This window comes from Paenirhodobacter enshiensis, assembly GCF_000740785.1.
GTDB lineage: Bacteria > Pseudomonadota > Alphaproteobacteria > Rhodobacterales > Rhodobacteraceae > Rhodobacter > Rhodobacter enshiensis.
Window position 1 is genome coordinate 148,851 of record NZ_JFZB01000014.1, and the last position, 19,480, is coordinate 168,330.

The window sequence follows — 19,480 nt, forward strand, 5'->3', positions numbered from 1 at the left end:
GAAGTTTTCCGGAACCGGCTCCGTCCGGGCGCGCTCAGTCCGCGCGCATCATCCGCAGCAGCAGGTGATCCTTGAGAACATACTGGTGGAACAGCGCCATCACCGCATGGCCGCCCGCGACGATCAGCAGACCGTTCGCGACAAGCGCATGAACATCGCCGAGCGAACCGATCCCGCCAAACCAGGTCAGCCCGCCCAGCACCGGCGCCAGCAGAAGCAGCGCATAAAGCAGCCGGTGCCCCCACAGGGCTGCCATCGCCAGCCATTCCGGCCCCGGAGCAGCCGGTGCCCCGCGTTTCATCCGAAGCACCAGACGCAGCACGACCAGAGCGAGCACCGCAACCCCGACCCAGACGTGAATCTGCGGGTTGATCTCGACGGCATGTTCCGGCGTTTCTCCCAGCCTCTGATCCAGCGCAGAGCCCATGCCCTCGCTGTAGAAATAGTTGAAAACGACGAGAATCGCCGTGATCCAGTGCACCGCGATCTGCAGCCCGCTGTATCCCTGAACCTTGCCCATTCGGGTCCTCCTTGTTCGGTCAGGCGCGCCGCGGATCGGGGCCTGCCGTATGATGGCATTGCAGGGGCGAAGCGACATCCTGTCAAGGGCTTCGCCCCTCTTCGAGCGCCGCTGTGACATGCAGAGCTTACGGCAAGCTGACGCGGGGGGGGGCGACCTTTGGGGGCCTCAGTCGCCGAAGGTCGAGAACCGCTGCGGCGAGATGCCGAACTTGCGGCTGAAGCCCTTGGAAAAGCTCGACCGCGAGGCATAGCCGCAGGCCAGCGCCACCTCGAGGACGGGCATGTCGGTTTCCGCCAGCAGCGCCCGGCCGTGACGCAGCCGCATGTCGTTGAGGCATTGCACCGGCGTCATGCCGAGGTGATGGCGAAACAGCCGCTGCAACTGCCTGAGCGTCACGCCCACCGCGGCGGCGCAATCGTCGAGGTCGATACCCTCGGCAAGCCCCGCCTCCATGTAGCGGATCGCGGCGACGACCTTCTCGTTGCGGGTGCCAAGGCGCGCGGCGATCGAGGGGATCTGGTTCTCGTCGGCCGGGCGGCGCTGCGACAGCAGGCACATGTTCATCGTCATGCGCCCAAGCTCGGCGCCGAAGCTGTCGCTGATGATCTTGAGCGCGAGATCGGCCGCCGCGACGCCGCCCGCGCAGGTCACGATGCGTCCGTCGATGCAGTAAAGCTGGCGCACCGGGGCGAGGTCTGGGAAGGTCTCGGCGAATCCGGGGATGTTTTCCCAGTGCAGCGTGAACTTGCGCCCCGACAGGATCCCCGCGCGTGCGAGGGCATAGGCCCCGGTGCACAGCCCGCCCACCGTGCGGCCCCGCCGCCAGGCGAGACGCAGCCAGCTGGCGATCTCGGGGCCGGTATTGCGGTCTGGCTCGACCCCGCCACACACCAGAATATAGCCCTCGGGCGGCTCGGGCGGCAACGCCGCGTCGGGCATCACCGCGACGCCGTTCGAGCTTGGAACCGCGGTGCCGGTGGCCGAATAGACATTCCAGCGAAACAGTTCGCGCCCGACCAGCTGATTGGCGACGCGCAAAGGCTCCAGCGCCGAGGTGAAGGCGAGCATGGTAAACTGTGGCATCAGCACGAAAGAGACCTGCACACAACCGGGCACGCAACCGGGCTGCCCCGCCAGCGTCACATGCGCGACACCCGGGGCGACATAGGTCTTGCCGTCCGGACGGGCCGGTGCGGATGTCCGGGGCGGGCGCATCGGGGATCTCCTGTGGCGGGCCGTGGTGCTCTCAGGTTTAGCCGCAGCCGCGCCGGGCGCAAGATCCTGCGGGTGGGTTGCGACAGCGACGACATGGCCTTGCCCCGGGCGTTGGTCTATCCTGCCCCCCGAACCCACGCCGCTCCACCGGAGACCCGAACATGACCGACCATGACCAGACCGGCACCCCTTCCGATGCCGCCCCTCTCGACACCATCGTGATCGGCGGCGGGATCAGCGGGCTGACGACAGCCTGGGGGCTTGCCCGCGCAGGCAAGCGCATCGCGCTGATCGAGGCGGCACCGCGCGCGGGCGGCGTGATCGGCACGCTTCGCGAAGACGGATGGCAGACCGAGACCGGGCCCAACACGCTGATGGTCAAGGCGCCGCTTTACGCGCTGCTTGCCGATCTCGGACTGACGGAGGAGGCGATCCTCGCCGATCAGCGCGCGGCGCGCCGTTATGTCGTCTCGCAGGGGCAGATGGTCGCGCTGCCCTCGGGGCCGGTCTCGGCGCTCACGAGCCCGCTGATGCGCCCGGTCTGGCCCTGGCTGCTGCGCGAGCCGTGGATCGCACCGGCCAAGGGCGAGGAAACCGTGGCGGGGTTCGTGTCGCGCCGTCTCGGTCCGGCGATGCTGCGCTCTTTCGTCGATCCGTTCGTGTCGGGGATCTTCGGCGGCGATCCGGCGCGGCTGTCGGTGCAGGCGGCGTTTCCGCGGCTTGCGGCGCTTGAAAGCGGGCATGGCTCGATCCTGCGCGGCGCGCTGGCGAAGATGGTGACGAAACCCGCCCCCTCGCCCTTCCCGCGCCCGCCGAAGGGCTGGCGCAGCGTAATCGCGAGTTTTCCGAAGGGGTTGCAGACCCTGCCGGAGCGTCTGGCCGACCGTCTGGCCGACCATGCCGAGGTGATGCTCGACACCCCCGTCAGCCGGATCGCGCGGGTGGGCGATCTGTGGCAGGTCGAGGCGAAGGGCCAGATCCGTGAGGCGCGGCAGCTCGTTCTGGCGGTGCCGGCGAAGGCCGCGGCGGCACTGCTTGAACCGCTCGATGCGGAAATCGCCGCGCTGCTGAACCAGATCGTCTATGCGCCGATGGCGTCGCTGGCGCTCGGCTTCGCGCCCGGCACGGTGGCGCATCCGCTCGACGCTTTCGGGGTGCTGTTGCCGCGCCCCGAGGGGCGTCGCACGCTCGGTGCGCTGTTCCCCTCGACGCTGTTCGCGGGCCGCGCGCCCGAGGGGGGCAAGCTGATCTCGGCCTTCATCGGCGGGCGGCTCGATCCCGGGGCGGTGACGCTCTCGGACGACGAGCTGACCGGGATCGCGATGCGCGAGCTGGGCGATCTGCTGGGGCTGAGCGCGCCGCCGGTCTGGCGCCATGTCCGGCGCTGGCCCGAGGCGATCCCGCAATACGAGATCGGCCATCTCGACCGCATCGCCGCAATCGCCGCGCGCGAAGAGCTGATGCCCGGCCTGACGCTCACCGGCAACTGGCGCGGCGGCATCAGCATGACCGATTGCGTGACCAACGGGCTGACGCTCGCGGCGCAGCTGGCGGAGCGGCCTTAAAGATCGCCGGCCTTAAAGATCGAGCGTCAGATCCTCGCCGCGATAGCGCGAGACGCAGGGGATGATGCAGTCGTTCGCGGCGTGCTCGTCCTCGGTCAGGGTCTGGTCGTTGTGGATCAGCTGGCCCCGCCCCGGATGCGCGCCGACGCAGCACCGCCCGCAATGGCCGACCCGGCACATGTAATCGACCGGATGGCCGCTTTCTTCGAGCGCGTCGAGCAGGCTTTGATGCGCGCCGACCCGCACCGTCTCGCCGTTCGAGGCCAGCCGGACCGCGAAGGGCGCCCCGTCGGTGACGGCGCGGAACCGCTCGCTTTGCACATGCGAGCGCGGCCAGCCGATGGCGGCGGCGGTGTCCTCGACCGCGTCGATCAGCCGAAGCGGCCCGCAGGTGTAAAGCTGCGCCCCCGCGTGCTGACAGGCGAGGATCGCGCGCAGGTCCATCCGGTTGCCCTGACTGCTGTCCCACAGGTGGATATTTTGTCCGTAACGCGCGCGCAGTGCCTCGGCATAGGGGGCGTGATCGGGGCTGCGGAAGGCGTAATGCAGCTCGAACCCGGTGCCATGGGCCGCGACCTCGGCGATCATGCTCAGGAACGGCGTGATGCCGATGCCGCCGGCGATGAACACATGATGGCGCGCCAGGTGGTTGATCGGAAAGTAGTTCAGCGGCGCGCGCAGGCGGATCGGGTCGCCCGGCCGCACCCGGTCGTGCAGGAAACGAGAGCCGCCCCGCCCTGCCTCTTCGCGCTGCACCGTCACCGAATAGCCCAGCCGGTCATCGACCGGACCCGAGAGCGTATAGGCATTCCTCAGCCGCCCTTCGGGCGTGTCTAGGAACAACGTCACATGCGCGCCGGGCGAGAACGGCGGCAGTTCATCGCCCTCGGGATGGACGAAGCGAAACCGGCGCGCGGTGGCCGAGACTTGCTCGATACTCTCGACCACGAGGTCGAGGAATTCGGTCGCGAGGCTCATTCCAGAACGGTCTCCCGATAAATCGCGATGCGCGGATCCGTGGGCGAGATCGCCACCGCCTGATACAGCCCGAGCCGGGGCGAGAAGTGATCGCGCACCAGAAGCGACAGCCCGCAGGCGGGGCAGATGCAGAACCGGTGCGTCAACCCGCGGATGACGGTCTTGCAATGCGCGCACTGGCAATCGCGCGCGGCGCTGCCGGCGCGCTCGGTCATAACGGCATCGGGGGGAAAGCCCGCGGCGGTCGCGATGCGCTGAACCTCGGTCAGGAAGGCCTCTGGGCCGGCGGCGTAAAGCTCGGCCCCCATCGGCGCATTCGCGAGGCACTCGGCGAGCAGTGCCGCAAAACGGGCCGGGTCTTCGGTGCGGGCGATGGTTTCGGGCAGATCCGCGGCATCGGAGCCGAGGATCACGCCCTCGACCCGTCCCTCCGGCGGCGTGTCCAGAAGCCGCGCCAGAACCCCGACGCCCGGACCCGAGCCCACGACGATATGGTCGAGTGCGGGTTTCCAGCTGAGCGGCTGCCGCTTCGGCAAGGTCGAGGCGCCGAAGCGATGCGTGACCATTGTGCGCATCGTGGGCGCGGGATTCGCGGGCGCGGGCTTCGCAGGCGGGATCATCGCGGTTTCGCTCATGATGCGGGCGCGTCCAGCACGCTTTGGTCAGGGCCGCGGCCGGGGCTCGTCTCGCGTCCGTCGTCGAAGCGCGCGAGCCACTCGACCAGCGCGGGACGTTCCGGCAGCGTCGCGTAACGGTCGAGCGTCGGATCGAAATCGCGAAACACCCGGTGCATCCGAACCGCCCATTTGCGCACCCGGCACAGCTCGCGCATCGTGGCGAGGTAGTTGCGCAGCACGAAGACCACGGCATTGCTGCGCGGCAGGCGGTAAAGCTGCTGGAACTCGACCCGCATCACCACGGTATCGGGCAGATGTGCGGCCGAACGGTCGTCGTAATCGTGCATCCAGACCGGCCGGTTCTCCATCGAGACATCCATCCGCGGGCGCATCTGCAACATCCAGTTCACCCGCCGCTGCGGCGCGCCCGGGGCGAGCGACAGCGTCATGCGGCGCGCACGGTCGATCACGCTGTTCTCGGACTTGCCGGGGACCGGGCCGTGGATGCTCATCCAATCCGCGCCGACGATGAAATCGAAGGACCAGCCGCTCGCCTCGGTCACCACGCCGGCATCGGCGAAGAACGTGTCGCCGCGCTGGTCGAGCAAGATGATATCGCCCTGCATCTGCCGCGCGATGTATTCGAGCGGATCGCAGGGCAGCGTCGTCGCATCGCCGAAGGTGAGGCGCCGCTCGATCCCGAGGGGGTGGTTGATCCACAGCCCCCTGTCCCCCTCGCGCGAGAAGGAGAACTGCTGCGGGAAGTCCATCGCCATGTTTTCCATGACGAATTCCATCGCTTCCCACTGCGCTTCCATCATGTGGGGCAGTGCCTGAGAGCGGGTCGGATCGCGCGCGATGGTGTTCGCACGCTCGGCCACGGCGGCGAGGTAATGTTCGTCTATGTCGAAGGCGGCGTGGAAGGCCTCGGTCGCGCCGGTGCGGTCATGCGGCTCGATGTTGACATACATCCGGTGGCTGTCGGCCGCGAAAGGGAAGGGAAAGCGCAGGATGCCGGCGTCGGAATTGCGGAAAGTGAGCGCCCCCGCATAGACATCGCCGTGGCGGGCGAGGAAGGCCGGATCGGTCAGCGGCCCCATCGGCGGCCTGGTCTGCGGGCGGATCGGCGGCACCGGGGCCGCAGGCGCAACCGGGATCGGAGAAACGGTGGTCATGGTCTTGCGTCCTGGAGAATTCCTGAACAGCACGAGAGGTTTCGCCCGTGCATGAGACCGATTAGACAGGCGTGTCCGGAGGGGACAAGAGGCCCCGAGCCGGGCAAGCGCGGTTTTGGGCAAGAATACGGGGAAGCGGCGGAATATTTGCACAGAAATACGGCATCCCGGAAATACGGCCAGGAAAACAAGGCCTCCTCCCCGCCGCAGAAACAGGCAGGTCGGCCCGCCTGAGTCGTTTTCTGTTTCTCCCGATCTTCCCCTTGCCTGTGCCCCTCGCCCCCTCAGCCAGCGGCGCCGACGGGCAGCCGAAAGCTCAATGCCTCGGCGAGATGCGGGGCGCGCACAGAAGCCGAACCCGCCAGATCGGCGATGGTGCGCGCGGTGCGCAGCACCCGGTGACAGCCGCGCGCGCTCAGCCCCAGACGCTCCGCCGCGCGACCGAGAAGCCCGCGCCCCTCGGCATCGAGGTCCACCACCTGATCGAGCGCGGCCCCCGGCACCTCGGCATTCGCCCGCCCCTCGCCGAGCGCGGCATAGCGCTGTGCCTGCCGTGCCCGAGCTGCGGCGACACGGGCCGCGACCGTGGCCGAATCCTCGCCCGCCGGCGCCTCGGCCAGATCGGCCCAGGGCACGGGCGGCACCTCGAAGCGCAGATCGAACCGATCAAGCAGCGGCCCCGAGATCCGTCCGAGATATTTCGCCCCGCAATCGGGTGCGCTGGAACAGGTGCGCTCCGCGTCCCCGGCATGACCGCAACGGCAGGGATTGGCCGCGGCGACCAGCTGGAAGCGGCTGGGATAGCTCACATGCGAATTCGCCCGCGCCACGGTGACGGTGCCGGTCTCCAGCGGCTGGCGCAGCACTTCGAGAACGGCGCGCGGGAACTCCGGCAGCTCGTCGAGGAACAGAACGCCATTGTGGGCGAGGCTGATCTCGCCCGGCAGCGCGCCGCGCCCCCCCCCCGCCATCGCCGCGACCGAGGCGGTGTGATGCGGCTCGCGAAACGGCCGCGCGCGGGTGATCCCGCCCGGACCGAGCAGCCCTGCTACCGAATGGATCATCGAGGTTTCAAGGGCTTCGCGCGCCGTCGCCTCGGGCAGAAGGCCCGGCAGACGCGCCGCCAGCATCGACTTTCCCGCCCCCGGCGGACCGACCATCAGCAGATGATGCCCGCCCGCCGCCGCGATTTCCAGCGCCCGTTTCGCCCGCATCTGGCCGCGCACGTCACGAAGATCTCCGCCACTCGCAGGCGCGGCGACAAGGCCCGGGCGGATTTCCGGCAGTGGCATCCGGCCGCTCAGATGCGCGATCAGCGCATCGAGCGTCGCCCCCGCCGCCACCCGTGCCGCCGGCACCCATGCGGCCTCTGCCCCGCTTTCGGACGGACAGATCAGTTCGACCTCTGCCGCGGCCGCGGCCACCGCCGCAGGCAGCGCGCCCGCCACCGGCAATAGCCGCCCGTCGAGAGACAGCTCGCCCAACGACATCACCGCCTCCACCCGCTCGGGCGGCAGCACCCCGATCGCGGCCAGCAGGCACAACGCGATCGGCAGATCGAAATGCGAACCGATCTTCGGCAGATCGGCGGGCGAGAGGTTCACGGTGATGCGCTGCATCGGCAGCGCGACCCCAAGCGCACCGAGCGCCGAGCGCACCCGGTCGCGCGCCTCGTTCACCGCCTTGTCGGGCAGCCCGACGACCGCGAATCCCGGCAGCCCCGGCGAGAGCGCGCATTGAACTTCGACCAGGCGGGCCTCGGCGCCTTCGAAGGCAACGGTGAATGTGCGCGAGACCATGACGCCCCCCGGGCTGCAACAGGTTCCGAAGGCAAGGCTAGGCGCGGGATGGTTGACGAAAGGTTAACAGCCGGCTGCGCCCCGACCGGCTCAGCCGATCAGACGCAGCGCCTCCATCGCCATCATGCGCTCCTCGTTGGCGTCGATCACCAGCGTCTCGAACGTGCCCAAGGGGGCAAGGCGTTCGGCCACGCGCTCGCGGATCGGGGCGGCGTTCTCGCCGATGCCCCCGGTGAACACCAGCGCATCCACACCTCCGAGCGACACCGCCAGCCCCGCCGCGGCCTGCGCCACCCGCATACAGAAATAGTCGAGAGCGAAACGCGAGGTCTCGCTGCCATCCGCCAGAAGCGCCGCGACATCGTTTGACTTGCCCGACAGACCGAGCAGCCCCGAACGGTTGTAAAGAAGGTCTTCGATCTTCGTCAGGCTCATGCCGAAGCTGCGCTTCAGCAGCAGGATCGCGCCCGGATCCACCGCGCCCGAGCGCGTGCCCATCGGCACCCCGTCGACCGCGGTCATGCCCATGGTGGTATCGACGCTGCGCCCGTCGTGAAGCGCGCACAGGCTCGCCCCGTTGCCCAGATGCGCCGCGATCACCCGCCCGCGGGCGAGATCGGGCCGGTCGGTTTCGAGCACATGCGCAAGCCACTGATAGCTCAGCCCGTGAAAGCCGTAACGGCGCACGCCCATCTCGTAAAGCTCGGGCGGCAGGGCGAAATGGGTGAACAGCGGGTCGCGCCCGGTATGGAAAGCGGTGTCGAAGCAGGCGACGTCCGGGATATGGCCGAGCAGCGCGTCCGAAGCCCGGATCGCCTCGAGCCCATGCGGCTGATGCAGTGGCGCATAAGGGATCAGCGCTTCGAGATCGGCCATCACCTCGGGGGTGACGAGGGTCGATTCCGTGTATTTGGTGCCACCATGCACGATCCGGTGCGCGACCGCACCGATCTGCCAGTCGGCGCCATGCGCCATCACCCAGTCGAGCACCCCCTTCAGTGCCACCGCGTGATCCGCCCCCTCTGCGAGCGGGACAGGCACCTCTTCGGAGCCGGTCAGCCCCGCCTTCAGCGTGGCAGCACCGCCGATGCGGCTGACCGCACCCTTGGCCAGGCGCACCAGCCCGTCGCGCGAGAAGACCCGGAATTTCAGGCTCGACGAGCCCGCGTTCAGCGTCAGGATGACAGGCGTCATTTCAGCGTCCCGCGGCGGCGGCCCTCGTCCATCAGCACGGCAAGCGCGCAAGACAGCAGCCGCGCCCGCACGCTGTCGGCGCGGCTGGTCAGGATCACCGGCACGCGTGCGCCCAGAACGATCCCCGCAGCATCCGCGCCGCCAAGAAAAATAAGCTGTTTTGCCAGCATGTTGCCGGCCTCGATATCGGGCACGACGAGAATGTCGGCCTGCCCCGCGACCGGCGAGACGATGCCCTTTTCCTGCGCCGCACGGGTGCTGACGGCGTTGTCGAAGGCGAGCGGACCGTCAAGCACAGCCTGTGCGATCTGGCCGCGGTCGGCCATCTTGCACAGAGCCGCCGCATCGAGCGTCGCCTGCATCTTCGGATTGACCGTCTCGACCGCAGCGAGAATGGCAACCCGGGGTAACGCCGGCCCCCACAGCACCCGCCACAGCCCGACGGCGTTGCGCACGATATCGGCCTTGCCGGTCAGGTCGGGGGCGATATTGACGGCCGCATCGGTGATCAGGAAGGGGCGCGGATAGTCCGGGGTCAGCATCATGAAGGCGTGGCTGATGCGCCGCTCGGTGCGCAACCCCGCCTCGGGGGCCACAACGGCCGCCAGAAGCTCGTCCGAATGCAGCGAGCCCTTCATGATCGCGCCGACCACGCCCGAGGCTGCCATCTCGGCCGCTTTCGCGGCAGCGGCGTGACTGTGCTCGGTGTCGACAATCTCGTAATCCGATTCGCGCTCTCCGGCCTGAGCGAGGGCCGCACGGATCTTCGCCGCCGGGCCGATCAGCACCGGCGCGATGAGGTGCTGCTCCATCGCCTCGCGCACCGCCTCGAAGACGGTGTGCTGGACAGGGTGGACGACGGCGGTGCGCAACGGCGGAAGCTGTGCGCAGCGGCCGAGGAGTTCGCTGTAATGATCCATGGGGGCCTCCGGATTCGGCTTCACCATAGGCGCACATCCCGCCCCGGACCATGCCCCTTCGGCGCGACATCGCGTGAGCAGATTCGGGAGCGGGATCACCGGCGGAGAGCGCCGCCAGGGGGCGCTGCCCCCTGACCCCCGGGATATTTGCAGAAAGCCGAAAGAGAAAAAGCGGCACCTGGAAACCGGACGTTAACCTGAGCCGGGGCAAGCTGCGGATCCGTGAGCGGCAGGAGGACCGATGACCGTCATCGCACGGAAGGGCGCGGGAGAGCAGTTTTCGGTCGAGGGAAACCTGCGGCCGATGCTGTCGCCCCGACAAAAGGCCGCGGTGATCGTGCGGCTGCTGGCCTCCGAAGGGGTGGAACTGCCCCTCGCGACGCTGAGCGACGAGATCCAGACCTTGCTCGCCGGGCAGATGACGCAGATGCGCCCGGTCGACCGCGATACGCTGAACGAGATCGTCGAGGAGTTCTGCTCGGAGATCGAGCGGATCGGTCTGACTTTCCCCGACAGTCTGGACAAGGCGCTGAGCCTGCTTGACGGCCATTTGTCGACCACGGCGGCGAGCCGGCTGAGGCGGATGGTGTCGAGCACCGGGCAAAGCGATCCGTGGGAGCGGATCGCCGAGCTGTCGGGGGCGACGCTCGCGGGGGTGCTGAGCGAGGAGAGTGTCGAGGTCGGGGCGGTAATGCTGTCGAAGCTGCCGATCGGACGGGCGGCGGAGCTTCTCGGCCAGGTGCCCGGCGAAAAGGCCCGTGCGCTGGCCTATGCGGTGTCCCTGACCGGCAACATCGCGCCCGAAGTGGTGCTGCGGATCGGTGTCGTGCTGCTGCAACAGCTCGATGCGGTGCCCGCGCGCGCCTTCGAGGAGGGGCCGGTGGAACGGGTGGGCGCGATTCTCAACCAGTCGGCCTCGGCGGTGCGCGACAGCGTGCTCGAAGGGCTGGAGGAGCAGGACCGCGGCTTTGCCGATCAGGTGCGCAAGGCGATCTTCACCTTCGCACTGATCCCTCAGCGGATCGAGCCGAGAGACGTCCCGAAAATCCTGCGAGCGGTGGATCAGAGCGTTCTGATCACTGCGCTGGCCGCCGCCACGGCCCCGCCCGAGACCGGGGCGCGCGACTTCATTCTGGCGAATATCTCGCAGCGCATGGCCGAAAGCCTGCGCGAAGAGATGTCGCAACGCGAGAAGACCCGTCCGTCGGAGGCCGAGGCGGCTCAGAACGAGATCGTCACAGCGATCCGCGATCTGGAAGCGTCTGGCGAGATCCGCTTTGCCGCCGGAGACGAGGAATGACCAGCCGGTTCAGGACGAGGCCACGGGCCGGTCTCGGGAAGCAGGCAGTCCGAATCGTGCCCTTTGCCCGCCGCCGGCACAGCTTTACCCTGCGTTTCGGTGACACGATGCCAATCCCTGCCCCATGTCCCGGACGGTTTTCACCGCCGGGGGCCGGCAGCGAAAAGCAGGCGCGGAACGACGCCGTTCGCCAAACCTCGCCGATGTTATCGCAACCAGGCCATGTTTCCGCTATCACCCTGAGGAAGCGTGTTTTCCTGTGCTTCCGGCCGTGCTATCTGCTGCGCCGAAATCATGGAGAGGCACAGGCCCCCCGGCCCGCGCCGCACAGGAGAGCGCACATGACCGTCACCATCGGCATCAACGGTTTCGGCCGCATCGGTCGCTGCACGCTGGCCCATATCGCCGAGGCCGCACGCACCGATGTCAAGGTCGTCAAGATCAACGCCACCGGCCCGATCGAAACCAACGCGCATCTGCTGAAATACGACTCGGTCCACGGCCGCTTCCCCGGAACCATCGCGGTCGAGGGCAATACGCTCGACCTCGGTCAGGGCCCGATCGAGGTGATGTCGACCTACAACCCCGACGATCTGGACTGGTCCGGCGTCGATGTGGTGATGGAATGCACCGGCAAGTTCACCGCGCGCGACAAGGCGGCGGTGCATCTGCAGCACGGGGCGAAGCGCGTTCTGGTCTCGGCTCCGGCGACGGGCGTGGACAAGACCGTGGTCTTCGGTGTCAACGACCACGAGCTGACGCCCGAACATCTGGTGGTGTCGAACGGTTCGTGCACGACCAACTGTCTGGCGCCGCTCGCCAAGGTGCTGAATGACGCGATTGGCATCGAATCGGGCATCATGACCACGATCCACAGCTATACCGGCGACCAGCCGACGCTCGACCGCCGGCACAAGGATCTCTATCGCGCCCGCGCTGCGGCGCTGGCGATGATCCCGACCTCGACCGGCGCCGCCAAGGCCATCGGCGAGGTGCTGCCGGAACTGGCCGGACGCCTCGATGGCACCTCGCTGCGGGTGCCGACGCCGAATGTCTCGGCGGTCGATCTGACCTTCGTCGCCGCGAAATCGGTCACCCGCGACGAGGTGAACGAGATCATGCGCGAAGCCGCGGCGGGCCCTCTGGGCGTGGTTCTGGGCTACGATCCGGAACCCAAGGTCTCGATCGACTTCAACCACACCACCCAATCCTCGATTTTCGCGCCGGAGCAGACCAAGGTCACCGGCGGCCGTCTGGTGCGGGTGATGTCGTGGTATGATAACGAATGGGCGTTCTCCTGCCGCATGGCCGACGTGGCCGAGGCGATGGGCCGGCTGACGCGCTGATCCGACAGCCCGACAGGGCGGTGAACCTTGGGGGAGTGTCGATGACCAACCGCATTGCCCTGGGGCTCGCCGCTGTGATTGTGCTCGGCGCCGCCGCGGATGCTGTTTTCGACGGCGGCGAGGGGCTGTTATTCCTGGCTCAGAAAACCTTCGATCTGATCAACTGGGTAGCGTTCTGGCGCTGATTGTGCTGCACTCGGCCGTGCGGGTGCAGCGGGATGCGCCGGGCGATTCCAGGAGAGATGGCGATGACGGTGAAGGTGGCAATCAACGGCTTCGGCCGGATCGGGCGCAACGTGCTGCGCGCGATCGTCGAATCGGGGCGCGAAGATATCGAGGTTGTGGCGATCAACGACCTCGGGCCGGTCGAAACCAACGCGCATCTGCTGCGCTTCGATTCGGTGCATGGCCGCTTCCCGCATGAGGTCACCACGGGCGAAGACTGGATCGACGCAGGCCGCGGGCCGATCAAGGTGACCGCGCTGCGCAATCCCGCCGAACTGCCCTGGGTGGGGGTGGATGTCGCGCTCGAATGCACCGGGATCTTCACGTCGAAAGAGAAGTGCCTGCCCCATCTGGCAAGCGGAGCGAAACGCGTGCTGATTTCGGCCCCGGGCGAGGGCGCGGACAAGACCGTGGTGTTCGGCGTCAACGATTCCGTCCTGACCAGCGCCGATATCGTGGTCTCGAACGCGTCGTGCACCACCAATTGTCTCGCGCCGGTCGCCAAGGTGCTGAACGATTCGATTGGCATCGTGAAAGGGTTCATGACCACGATCCACAGCTACACCGGCGATCAGCCGACGCTCGACACGCTGCACAAGGATCTTTATCGCACCCGCGCCGCGGCGCTGAGCATGATCCCCACCAAGACCGGCGCGGCCAAGGCCGTCGGGCTGGTCCTGCCCGAGCTGAACGGCAAGCTCGACGGTGTGGCGATCCGGGTGCCGACGCCCAATGTCTCGGTCGTCGATCTGACGTTCGAAGCCTCCCGACCGACGACCGTCGAAGAGGTCAACGAAGCGATCCGCGCCGCTGCCGACGGGCCGATGAAGGGTATCCTCGGCTATACCAAGTGGAAGAACGTCTCGATGGACTTCAACCACGACAGCCATTCCTCGGTCTTCCACATGGATCAGACCCGGGTGCTGGACGGCACGATGGTGCGCATCCTGTCGTGGTATGACAACGAATGGGGCTTCTCGGAGCGGATGATCGACACCGCGCTCGCGATGGGCAAGCTGATCTGATCCGGGGGGCGGGGCCTTTGCGCCCTGCCCTTCCCTTCAGCGCTTCCCCAGTTTTTTCAAAAGCTTGTCCTCGACCAGAGGGGTGACGAATTTCGACACGTCGCCATCGAGCCGGGCGATTTCCTTGACCAGCTTCGAGGCGATCGCCTGCCGGCGGGCATCGGCCATCAGGAACACCGTCTCGATCTGGGCATTCAGCGAGCGGTTCATCCCCACCATCTGGAATTCGTATTCGAAATCGGCGACGGCGCGCAATCCGCGCACGATCACGTTCGCCTGCACGTCCTGCGCGCAATGGATCAGCAGGTTCTCGAACGGATGGACGACGATCTCGGTGCCGAGACGCCGGGTCAGCCCGGCGCATTCCGCTTCGAGCATCCCCACCCGCTCGTCCAGCGAGAACAGCGGCCCCTTGTCGCGGTTGATCGCCACCCCGATCACCAGACGGTCCACGAGGGCCGCCGCGCGCTCGATGATGTCGAGATGACCGAGCGTGACCGGATCGAACGTGCCGGGATAAAGGCCGATGCGCATGGAGGTCCTCCCTGGACACGTTGTGCGATAATTCGGTCGCACGAGAACAGCAATCCCGAGGCCTTTGCAACCCCGTTCGCCGCGAAGAACGCGGCGAAACGCAGCAAGCCCGCCCCGGTCGCCACCGCTTTGGGATTGCACGACGACACGACGGGCGGCACGGTAGGGGCCGGAGCGCGGCCAGGTGGCCGTGCCGTCCACAGTTCGGGAGGGGACCGTTGACAGAAACGATGATCGCACGCAAGGAGGGCCGGGCCGGCAGGCTGACCCTCAACCGTCCGAAGGCGCTGAACGCACTCGACCACGAGATGGCGCAGACGCTGGAGGCGGCACTCGATGCCTGGCGCGACGATCCGGAGGTCGATCTGATCCTGATCGATGCCGAAGGCAGCCGTGCCTTCTGTGCGGGCGGCGACATCGCTGCGGTCTATCATGCCGGAAAGGCCGGGGATTTCGCCGCCGGGGGGGCCTACTGGCGCGACGAATACCGGATGAATGCCAAGATCAAGGAATACCCGAAGCCGGTGATCGCCTTCATGCAGGGCTTCGTGATGGGCGGAGGCGTGGGCCTCGGGGGGCACGGCTCGCACCGGGTGATCGGTGAGACCACTCAGGTCGCCATGCCCGAAACCGGAATCGGGCTGGTGCCGGACGTCGGCGGCTCTTTGGTGCTGGCGCTGTCTCCCGGGCGGATCGGCGAATATCTCGGGGTAACCGGATCGCGCATCAACGCAGCCGATGCGATCTATGCGGGATTCGCCGATTTGTTCATCCCGGAGGCGAACTGGCCCGCGCTGAAGGCGAAGCTGGCCGAGACCGGCGACCCCGGAGTGCTGCCCACCGGGCTGATGCCGCCCGAGCCCGGCCGCCTTGCGGCGCTGCGCCCCGAGATCGACGCGGCCTTCTCGGGCGCGGATGTCCGCGAAATCGTGGAACGCCTGCGGGCGATGGACAGCGATTTCGCCCGCGAGACGCTGGACGTGATCTTGCAGAAATCCGCCCTGTCCGAGCAGGCGACGCTGCGTCTGGTGCGGATGACCCGTGCCACTCCGACAATCCGCGACGCGCTGTCGAACGAGTTCCGCTTCACGCTGCGCGCGGCCGAGCACAGCGATTTCCTCGAAGGCGTGCGCGCCCAGATCATCGACAAGGACCGCACCCCACGCTGGCGCTGGAGCCTCGCGACACTGCCGCCCGACCTGGTCGACGCCATGCTCGCCCCGGTGCCCGCAGAGTGGCGGATCGACTTCGCCTGAACCGGCTGCCGCCGGAAGGCCATGCCGCCGGCGCGACGGAACCGTCGCTCCGGCGCGTTACATGACCGCAATCCGAACAGGAGAAGGACATGCGAAAGATGGCGAATGGTGCGATGATCGCCGCTCTGGCGACGGGGCTGGCGCTCGGGCTCGGGTCGACAGCCTCGGCGGAGACTCCGGCGACCGCCTGCCCCGGCGGTCAGCCCTGCGCGGCCCAACCTTCCCCCACGCATCGCAACGCGCAAAACGCAGCCCCGCAGCAGAAGCTGCGCAAGCCGCAGAATCACGCTCCACATGTCGGCGAATCGGCGCGCCGCGCCCCGATGCTGCAACAGGCCCGCGACAGCCGCCTGCCGCCGCCGCCGAAGGGCCAGCATTACCGCATCATGGACGATCGGGTCGTGCGCGTCGACGATCAGACCGCCAGAATCGTCGCAATCATCGGCCTGACGAGGGATCTGCTCGGCGCACGCTGAGGCCGGATCGGCGTTCAAAAACCGGGCGCGGACTTCACAGGCCGCGCCCGGTCGTTATTCCGCCGCCTGAAACCGGCGCAGCAGCGGTCCGAGATAACGCCCGGTATGGCTGCGCGGACTGGCGGCGATGTCCTCGGGCGTGCCCACGGCGACCACCTCGCCACCGCCGTCACCGCCCTCGGGGCCAATGTCGATGATCCAGTCGGCGGTCTTGATGACGTCGAGGTTATGCTCGATCACCACCACGGTATTTCCGTTGTCGACGATCTTGTGCAGCACTTCCAACAGCTTGCGGACGTCTTCGAAATGCAGCCCCGTGGTCGGCTCGTCGAGGATGTAAAGCGTGCGCCCGGTCGCGGGGCGGCTCAGCTCTTTCGCCAGCTTGACGCGCTGCGCCTCGCCACCCGAAAGCGTCGTCGCCTGCTGACCGACCTTGACATAACCGAGGCCGACCTCGACCAGCGCATCCATCTTGTCGCGGATCGAGGGGACGGCCTTGAAGAACTCCTGCGCGTCCTCGACCGTCATGTCGAGAACGTCCGAGATCGACTTGCCCTTGAACGTCACCTCCAGCGTCTCGCGGTTGTAGCGCTTGCCGTGGCAGGTCTCGCATTCGACATAGACGTCGGGCAGGAAGTGCATCTCGATCTTGATGACGCCATCGCCCTGACAGGCCTCGCAGCGCCCGCCCTTGACGTTGAAGCTGAACCGCCCCGGCTTGTAGCCGCGCGCCTGCGCCTCGGGCAGCCCCGCGAACCAGTCGCGGATCGGGCCGAACGCGCCGGTATAGGTCGCCGGGTTGGAGCGCGGCGTGCGCCCGATCGGCCGCTGGTCGATGTCGATGACCTTGTCGAGATGCTCGAAGCCCTTGATCGTCTCGCACGGCGCCGGCGCCTCGCGCGCGCCATTGAGCCGCATCGCCGCGGTTTTGTAGAGCGTCTCGATGGTCAGGGTCGACTTGCCGCCCCCCGACACGCCGGTCACGCAGACGAACTTGCCAAGCGGGAACTCCGCCGTGACGTTCTTCAGGTTGTTGCCGCAAGCCTTTACGACGGTGAGCTTTTTCCCGTTCCCCTTGCGGCGGGTCTTGGGCACCTCGATGCGGCGCGCACCCGACAGATACTGCCCGGTGATCGAGGCCGGATCGCGCGCCAGCTCCTCGGGTGTGCCTTTGGCGACGACATTGCCACCGTGCACGCCTGCCCCCGGACCGATGTCGAAGACGTAATCGGCCTCGCGGATCGCATCCTCGTCATGCTCGACCACCAGAACCGTATTGCCCTGATCGCGCAGGTTCTTCAGCGTCTTCAGCAGCCGGTCGTTGTCGCGCTGGTGCAGCCCGATGGAAGGCTCATCGAGCACGTAAAGCACGCCCGTGAGGCCGGAGCCGATCTGGCTCGCCAGTCGGATGCGCTGCGCCTCGCCGCCCGAGAGCGTGCCCGCCGCGCGGCTGAGCGTCAGATAGTCGAGCCCGACATTCACAAGAAATCCAAGACGTTCGCGGATTTCCTTGAGGATCGCGCGGGCGATCTCGTTTTGCTGGCCGGTCAGCGTGTCGGGCACGGTCTGGATCCAGGCGTGCGCCTCTTTCACCGATTTCTCGACCACCTGACCGATGTGCAGCCCGGCGATCTTCACCGCCAGCGCCTCGGGCTTCAGCCGGTAGCCGTGGCAGGCACCGCAGGGGCGGTTGTTCTGATAGCGCTCGAATTCCTCGCGCACCCAGGCGCTGTCCGTCTCGCGGTAGCGCCGTTCGAGGTTCGGCAAAACCCCCTCGAAGGTGCGGCTGACCTGATAGACCCGCCCGCCCTCGTCGAACCGGAACGGGATTTCCTCAGACCCAGAGCCGTTCAGGAACAGGTTGCGCACCGCCTCCGGCAGGTCCTTCCAGGCCTTGCGCTTGTCGAAACCGTAGTGCTTCGCGAGCGCCTCGATGGTCTGGGTGAAATAGGGGCTTTTCGATTTGGCCCAGGGCGCGATGGCGCCGGCGGCGATGCTCAGCGACTGATCCGGCACCACGAGACGTTCGTCGAAGAACAGCTCCATCCCCAGCCCGTCGCAGACCGGACAGGCCCCGAACGGCGCGTTGAACGAGAACAGCCGCGGTTCGATCTCGGGGATGGTGAAGCCCGACACCGGACAGGCGAATTTCTCGGAGAAGGTGATGCGCTCGGGCTCGGCGCCGGCCTCGGTCTCTTCGGCCGTCTGGGCGCGCTCGAATACCGAAATCCCGTCGGCGAGGTCGAGCGCGGTGCGGAAACTGTCGGCAAGCCGCGATTCCAGCCCCTCACGCACCACGATCCGGTCCACCACCACGTCGATGTCATGGCGGAATTTCTTGTCGAGGACCGGCGGCTCCTCCAGCTCATAGAACTTGCCGTCGACCTTGACGCGCTGGAAGCCCGCCTTCTGCCATTCGGCGAATTCCTTGCGATACTCGCCCTTGCGGTCGCGCACCACCGGGGCCAGCAGATAGCCGCGCGTCCCCTCGGGAAGCGCCATCACCCGGTCCACCATGTCCTGCACCTGGCTTGCCACGATGGGCAGGCCGGTCGCCGGGCTGTAGGGCACGCCGACGCGCGCGAACAGCAGCCGCAGGTAATCGTAAATCTCGGTCACCGTGCCGACGGTCGAACGCGGGTTCTTCGAGGTGGTCTTCTGCTCGATCGAGATTGCCGGGCTCAGCCCCGAGATCCGGTCGACATCGGGCTTGCCGGCCATGTCGAGGAACTGGCGCGCATAGGCCGAAAGACTTTCGACATAGCGCCGCTGACCCTCGGCATAGATCGTATCAAAAGCGAGCGAGGATTTCCCCGACCCCGACAGCCCGGTGATGACGGTGAAACTGTCGCGCGGGATATCGAGGTCGACATTCTTCAGATTGTGCTGCCGCGCGCCGCGGACCTCGATGAACTTCTGCTCGGCCATGACCGCCCCCGTTTACCTGCCCTCTAGATAGGCGATGGCGGCGGGCTTTCCAAACGAAATGTGCGAACACAAAGAGAACGTGTCACCCTGCCCCGTTGGTCCTGCCCCGATCCGGGCAGGTGCACGGAATTTTGCAGTTACACATTCACGGGATTGAATTAAATAGCGGGAAGATGCCGCCCTGCGGCGGATTTCGCATGAAAGGAAGACTGACGATGTTCGGCATGTTCGGAATGGGCCGCGGCCCGAAGGTGCAAAGGATCGCCCCGGCCGATGCCGTGCGCATGGCGGCGGCGGGCGAGGTCACGCTGCTCGACGTGCGCGAGGCGGCCGAGCTGAGCGCGAGCGGCAAGGCCAAGGGCGCGCTGCATGTGCCGCTGGTTGCGGTGGCGAACAAATGCGAC

At 67.3% G+C, this 19,480-nt stretch carries 18 protein-coding genes; 8 read left to right on the top strand and 10 right to left on the bottom strand.

What is annotated here, in order from left to right:
* Positions 1–34: 34 nt before the first annotated feature.
* Both CG50_RS09435 and CG50_RS09440 read right to left on the bottom strand, forming a co-directional pair.
* Positions 35–520 carry a cytochrome b gene (locus tag CG50_RS09435; protein ID WP_036637437.1) on the bottom strand — a complete coding sequence of 162 codons (486 nt, stop codon included), beginning with the start codon at positions 518–520 and terminating at the stop codon, positions 35–37.
* A gap of 168 nt (positions 521–688) precedes the next feature.
* Positions 689–1,738 carry a GlxA family transcriptional regulator gene (locus CG50_RS09440; RefSeq protein WP_036637439.1) on the bottom strand — a complete coding sequence of 350 codons (1,050 nt, stop codon included), beginning with the start codon at positions 1,736–1,738 and terminating at the stop codon, positions 689–691.
* Positions 1,739–1,899: 161 nt separating this feature from the next.
* On the opposite strand from CG50_RS09440, the gene hemG reads away from it, so the two are divergent.
* Positions 1,900–3,303, top strand: coding sequence for a protoporphyrinogen oxidase (hemG, locus tag CG50_RS09445; protein WP_051909822.1), 1,404 nt, complete (start codon positions 1,900–1,902; stop codon positions 3,301–3,303).
* Between the two features lie 12 nt (positions 3,304–3,315).
* Here hemG and CG50_RS17050 read toward each other — a convergent pair whose 3' ends face one another.
* The 6 genes from CG50_RS17050 to CG50_RS09475 all read right to left on the bottom strand — a co-directional run bounded on the left by CG50_RS17050 (position 3,316) and on the right by CG50_RS09475 (position 9,986).
* Positions 3,316–4,281 (bottom strand): PDR/VanB family oxidoreductase, encoded by a 966-nt coding sequence (locus tag CG50_RS17050; protein ID WP_036637440.1) that lies wholly within the window; start codon positions 4,279–4,281, stop codon positions 3,316–3,318.
* On the bottom strand, positions 4,278–4,916 hold the full coding sequence (locus CG50_RS17055) for a dimethylamine monooxygenase subunit DmmA family protein (protein ID WP_051909824.1): 639 nt from the start codon (positions 4,914–4,916) through the stop codon (positions 4,278–4,280). Before CG50_RS17055 ends, CG50_RS17050 begins: the two co-directional genes overlap by 4 nt.
* Positions 4,913–6,073 carry a heme-dependent oxidative N-demethylase family protein gene (locus tag CG50_RS09460; RefSeq protein WP_051909826.1) on the bottom strand — a complete coding sequence of 387 codons (1,161 nt, stop codon included), beginning with the start codon at positions 6,071–6,073 and terminating at the stop codon, positions 4,913–4,915. The genes CG50_RS17055 and CG50_RS09460 overlap by 4 nt, the downstream gene beginning before the upstream one ends.
* 284 nt (positions 6,074–6,357) lie before the next feature.
* Positions 6,358–7,872, bottom strand: coding sequence for a YifB family Mg chelatase-like AAA ATPase (locus CG50_RS16235; protein WP_051909829.1), 1,515 nt, complete (start codon positions 7,870–7,872; stop codon positions 6,358–6,360).
* Positions 7,873–7,962: 90 nt separating this feature from the next.
* Positions 7,963–9,066, bottom strand: coding sequence for an acetate/propionate family kinase (locus CG50_RS09470; RefSeq protein ID WP_036637445.1), 1,104 nt, complete (start codon positions 9,064–9,066; stop codon positions 7,963–7,965).
* On the bottom strand, positions 9,063–9,986 hold the full coding sequence (locus CG50_RS09475) for a bifunctional enoyl-CoA hydratase/phosphate acetyltransferase (protein WP_036637447.1): 924 nt from the start codon (positions 9,984–9,986) through the stop codon (positions 9,063–9,065). The genes CG50_RS09470 and CG50_RS09475 overlap by 4 nt, the downstream gene beginning before the upstream one ends.
* Before the next feature lie 241 nt (positions 9,987–10,227).
* Between CG50_RS09475 and CG50_RS09480 the strand changes: the two genes are divergently transcribed.
* The 4 genes from CG50_RS09480 (at position 10,228) to gap (CG50_RS09495) (ending at position 13,882) form a co-directional block, all read left to right on the top strand.
* Complete coding sequence (locus tag CG50_RS09480; RefSeq protein ID WP_036637448.1) at positions 10,228–11,286, top strand: flagellar motor switch protein FliG; 1,059 nt, start codon at positions 10,228–10,230, stop codon at positions 11,284–11,286.
* Between the two features lie 341 nt (positions 11,287–11,627).
* Positions 11,628–12,632: a type I glyceraldehyde-3-phosphate dehydrogenase gene (gene gap, locus CG50_RS09485; protein ID WP_036637450.1), complete on the top strand. Its 1,005-nt coding sequence runs from the start codon at positions 11,628–11,630 to the stop codon at positions 12,630–12,632.
* Between the two features lie 41 nt (positions 12,633–12,673).
* The gene (locus tag CG50_RS09490; RefSeq protein WP_036637452.1) at positions 12,674–12,817 is read left to right on the top strand and encodes a hypothetical protein; all 144 of its coding nucleotides are present in this window, start codon (positions 12,674–12,676) and stop codon (positions 12,815–12,817) included.
* Between the two features lie 63 nt (positions 12,818–12,880).
* Entirely contained in the window at positions 12,881–13,882 is a 1,002-nt protein-coding gene (gene gap, locus CG50_RS09495) for a type I glyceraldehyde-3-phosphate dehydrogenase (RefSeq protein WP_036637542.1), read from the top strand.
* A 36-nt stretch (positions 13,883–13,918) separates the two neighbouring features.
* Here the strand turns inward: gap (CG50_RS09495) and coaD are convergent, their stop codons facing one another.
* Positions 13,919–14,416, bottom strand: coding sequence for a pantetheine-phosphate adenylyltransferase (coaD, locus tag CG50_RS09500; RefSeq protein ID WP_036637454.1), 498 nt, complete (start codon positions 14,414–14,416; stop codon positions 13,919–13,921).
* Between the two features lie 230 nt (positions 14,417–14,646).
* On the opposite strand from coaD, the gene CG50_RS09505 reads away from it, so the two are divergent.
* A complete protein-coding gene (locus CG50_RS09505) occupies positions 14,647–15,672 on the top strand; it encodes an enoyl-CoA hydratase/isomerase family protein (protein ID WP_036637456.1) in 1,026 nt (341 codons plus the stop codon).
* 89 nt (positions 15,673–15,761) lie between these two features.
* The gene (locus CG50_RS09510; protein ID WP_036637458.1) at positions 15,762–16,148 is read left to right on the top strand and encodes an RcnB family protein; all 387 of its coding nucleotides are present in this window, start codon (positions 15,762–15,764) and stop codon (positions 16,146–16,148) included.
* 54 nt (positions 16,149–16,202) lie between these two features.
* On the opposite strand, the gene uvrA is transcribed toward CG50_RS09510, so the two are convergent.
* A complete protein-coding gene (gene uvrA, locus CG50_RS09515) occupies positions 16,203–19,076 on the bottom strand; it encodes an excinuclease ABC subunit UvrA (protein WP_036637460.1) in 2,874 nt (957 codons plus the stop codon).
* A 197-nt stretch (positions 19,077–19,273) separates the two neighbouring features.
* On the opposite strand from uvrA, the gene CG50_RS09520 reads away from it, so the two are divergent.
* The coding region (locus tag CG50_RS09520) for a rhodanese-like domain-containing protein (RefSeq protein ID WP_394297136.1) at positions 19,274–19,480 on the top strand (207 nt) is incomplete at its 3' end.

Bases quoted from the DNA above. Each gene is read 5' to 3' on its own strand.
- CG50_RS17050 (WP_036637440.1), bottom strand. From the start codon at position 4,281: ATGAGCCTCGCGACCGAATTCCTCGACCTCGTGGTCGAGAGTATCGAG.
- CG50_RS09470 (WP_036637445.1), bottom strand. From the start codon at position 9,066: ATGACGCCTGTCATCCTGACGCTGAACGCGGGCTCGTCGAGCCTGAAA.
- CG50_RS09460 (WP_051909826.1), bottom strand. From the start codon at position 6,073: ATGACCACCGTTTCTCCGATCCCGGTTGCGCCTGCGGCCCCGGTGCCG.
- CG50_RS17055 (WP_051909824.1), bottom strand. From the start codon at position 4,916: ATGAGCGAAACCGCGATGATCCCGCCTGCGAAGCCCGCGCCCGCGAAT.
- gap (WP_036637542.1), top strand. From the start codon at position 12,881: ATGACGGTGAAGGTGGCAATCAACGGCTTCGGCCGGATCGGGCGCAAC.
- CG50_RS09510 (WP_036637458.1), top strand. From the start codon at position 15,762: ATGCGAAAGATGGCGAATGGTGCGATGATCGCCGCTCTGGCGACGGGG.
- CG50_RS09475 (WP_036637447.1), bottom strand. From the start codon at position 9,986: ATGGATCATTACAGCGAACTCCTCGGCCGCTGCGCACAGCTTCCGCCG.
- CG50_RS09480 (WP_036637448.1), top strand. From the start codon at position 10,228: ATGACCGTCATCGCACGGAAGGGCGCGGGAGAGCAGTTTTCGGTCGAG.
- CG50_RS16235 (WP_051909829.1), bottom strand. From the start codon at position 7,872: ATGGTCTCGCGCACATTCACCGTTGCCTTCGAAGGCGCCGAGGCCCGC.
- uvrA (WP_036637460.1), bottom strand. From the start codon at position 19,076: ATGGCCGAGCAGAAGTTCATCGAGGTCCGCGGCGCGCGGCAGCACAAT.
- hemG (WP_051909822.1), top strand. From the start codon at position 1,900: ATGACCGACCATGACCAGACCGGCACCCCTTCCGATGCCGCCCCTCTC.
- CG50_RS09505 (WP_036637456.1), top strand. From the start codon at position 14,647: ATGATCGCACGCAAGGAGGGCCGGGCCGGCAGGCTGACCCTCAACCGT.
- CG50_RS09490 (WP_036637452.1), top strand. From the start codon at position 12,674: ATGACCAACCGCATTGCCCTGGGGCTCGCCGCTGTGATTGTGCTCGGC.
- CG50_RS09435 (WP_036637437.1), bottom strand. From the start codon at position 520: ATGGGCAAGGTTCAGGGATACAGCGGGCTGCAGATCGCGGTGCACTGG.
- CG50_RS09440 (WP_036637439.1), bottom strand. From the start codon at position 1,738: ATGCGCCCGCCCCGGACATCCGCACCGGCCCGTCCGGACGGCAAGACC.
- coaD (WP_036637454.1), bottom strand. From the start codon at position 14,416: ATGCGCATCGGCCTTTATCCCGGCACGTTCGATCCGGTCACGCTCGGT.
- gap (WP_036637450.1), top strand. From the start codon at position 11,628: ATGACCGTCACCATCGGCATCAACGGTTTCGGCCGCATCGGTCGCTGC.